General features: G+C 42.5%; 3 protein-coding genes. All 3 read right to left on the bottom strand.

The window, feature by feature from the left end; genetic code table 11:
- The coding region (locus tag ACFOU2_RS13400; RefSeq protein ID WP_377915919.1) for a Gfo/Idh/MocA family protein at positions 1-721 on the bottom strand (721 nt) is incomplete at its 3' end.
- 29 nt (positions 722-750) lie between these two features.
- On the bottom strand, positions 751-1,935 hold the full coding sequence (locus tag ACFOU2_RS13395) for a substrate-binding domain-containing protein (RefSeq protein ID WP_377915917.1): 1,185 nt from the start codon (positions 1,933-1,935) through the stop codon (positions 751-753).
- Between the two features lie 27 nt (positions 1,936-1,962).
- The coding region (locus ACFOU2_RS13390) for a sugar phosphate isomerase/epimerase family protein (protein ID WP_377915915.1) at positions 1,963-2,626 on the bottom strand (664 nt) is incomplete at its 5' end.

The following is a 2,626-nucleotide window of genomic DNA, read 5'->3' as shown; positions in this document are numbered from 1 at the left end:
CTTTCGGTACATCCCCTGTACTTTTCACTGTCCCCAATTTGTCTACGCCGCCTGTTTGAATCGGTCTTTCCGGAATCCATGTTTTTGTCATCGCATTCACATCCGTGATTTCACCGACCAGATAACGGGCAAAGTCGACAACATGCGTTCCGATATCACCTAAAGCACCGGATCCGGCAACTTTTTTCTGGAAACGCCAGGATAAAGGTGAGTTTGGATCAGCAGACCAGTCTTGCAGATACGTTCCGCGGAAGCTGAGGATTTTCCCGATTCTTCCTTCTTCAATGTATTTTTTCGCCAATGCCACAGCAGGTGTTCTTCGATAGTTAAAGGCAACCATATGTTTGACGCCGGCTTCTGTTACTGCCTCTAACATGGTTTTTGCTTCTTCAGCCCCTAGTGCCAGCGGTTTTTCACAAATAACGTGTTTGCCAGCTTTTGCGGCGGCAATCGCAATTTCAGCATGCGTATTATTTGGAGTGACAATATCAATGATATCGATATTAGGATCGTTGACTACCTCTCTCCAATCCGTGGAATAATGTTCAAATCCCAATTTTGCAGCGGCATCTTTTGCCAATTCTTCTGTTACATCAACGATGGTGTGGCGATGAGGGATCGCTGGTGCCGGCCAAAAGAACATCGGCATCCCCGCATATGCAAGTGCATGCGCTTTCCCCATAAATCCTCCGCCAATCATACCTACGTTAAGTTTTTTCATTTTTGTAATCCTCCTATAAAATTAGTAAACTATTTATTAAGTTCAGCTGCACGTTGAATAACATCCGGAACATTCTGATTGTAAACAAGTTTCCATGAATCTAAGACATTTTCTTCTGTTACCTTTAAGGATGGGACAGCCACATATGGCGGCGCTTCTTTACCAAGCAGCGCTTGTCCGGCTAAAATAGCCTCAGCTATTCCCTGGTCATATGGTAATTGCGCACCAAGTCCTTTTACGATGCCTCCTGAAGCAATCTCTAAAGCAACATTTGTCCCCAAGTCAATAGTCGTAATAACAAGATCCTCTCTTGCCGCAGTGCGTGCAGCAGCTAAAGCCCCTTCCGCAGGAACATCCCAAACCGCAAATATACCATCTAATTTACGATTTTTTATTAACATAGCTGAAGCTAATCTTTCCCCGGTGTTAGGATCAGTAATACCGCTACGGTCAACAATTTTGATCTTTGGATATTTTTCTTTCATCCTTTTCTCAAAAGCTTCTGTACGTTGTTTCGTTACAAAGAAGTCTGCCTCGTGGAATATGACACCAATCTTCCCTTTTCCACCAAGCTGTTTAGCCATAATATCAGCCGCTTCAACCCCGTTTCCATAGTTATCAGCTGATACAACGCTTACATAATCTTTTCCAGCTTTTAGCCCTTTTGGAGCATTATCCATGAAGACTAACTTCACTCCCGCATCGGCTGCTCTCTTATACGCGTCAGCAGTGGAAACAGCGTCAACTGGAATACTTACAATAATATCCGGGGATTTCGCTAATACGGTTTCAATATCCGAAACTTGCTTTTCCACCTTGAATTGTGCATCCGTCACAGCAACTACTTTGATTCCCATTCGCTTAAAAGCTGCTTTTAAACCATTAATTTGTGCTTTTGACCAGTCATTCCCTGCATAATGCATAACGATGGCTGCCTTATAGTCACCTTCTTTAATCTTTTGGATCTCTTCTTCCGTAAGTTTTAACGTTTTGGCTGAAATAGCATTCTCCCCATATGGACCCTTACTTAAAATCTCTTTATCTCCGGGAATGTCAGGATTAATGGTTAGTGGCCCAGAACTAGGAAGCTCTTCTGTGCTTTTTGTATTGTTGTCACTATCGGCTGAACTTGAAGAAGTTTGATTACCACACCCAGTAAGTGCGAGACAACCGCTTAAAAGTATGGTCATTAACAACGAAGATTTTCTTTTCATAAGGCCTTCCTCTCTTTCTACTCACCATTAAGCTTTATTTGCCGTCTCAAACCTTGATAAAAAGTCACGGCTAATCTCTGCCCCTTTTTTTGGATCTGCATAGCTGTCCAATTCAACGGTAATCCAATCATCGTAACCAGCCTTATTTAACAACTGAATCATTTCATCGAATTTTTGGTGCCCTTCTCCTAAAGGTAAAAATTCTCCATTATGATAATCTTTAAAGTGAATATATTTAATTCGATCCGCATACTTCTTGATCACCTCTACCGGATCACCGCCGCCTGCTTCAATATGGGCCGTATCCGGACATAGATGAATCGTGGTCAGCGGCATGAGCTTGTCCAATTGATCAGGGGCTTCCACACATGTTCCTAAGTGTGGATGATAGCTTGGAATGAGATTGTATTTTTCCGCAATGGCTGCCACTTTATTAAGGGCATTACCCAAATCGGCGTAATCGCTTTCTAAAATGCCATTCGTGCGAACAGCCCCTCCGCCGACAACTAAGTGCCGTGCGCCCAGTTCAGAAGCAAGCGCTGCCACTTCCTCGATTTTTAATAATTCCTCTTCTAAAATGTCCGGGAAGATAAAATTCCCACCTGTGTAAACACCAATAAAATCTAGAGAATATTGATTCAGTAACGCTTTAAATTCTTCTTTTTTATCTTTGAATTGCATCAAATTCCCA

Source organism: Bacillus songklensis, from assembly GCF_042649685.1.
In the GTDB taxonomy this organism is placed as follows: Bacteria; Bacillota; Bacilli; order Bacillales; family Bacillaceae_H; genus Bacillus_BA; species Bacillus_BA songklensis.
The sequence above is the reverse complement of the archived record's forward strand: the minus strand, read 5'-3'. Positions and strand labels throughout refer to the sequence as shown.

Excerpts from the sequence above, each read along its gene's own strand:
- ACFOU2_RS13395 (WP_377915917.1), bottom strand. The coding sequence starts at position 1,935 with ATGAAAAGAAAATCTTCGTTGTTAATGACCATACTTTTAAGCGGTTGT.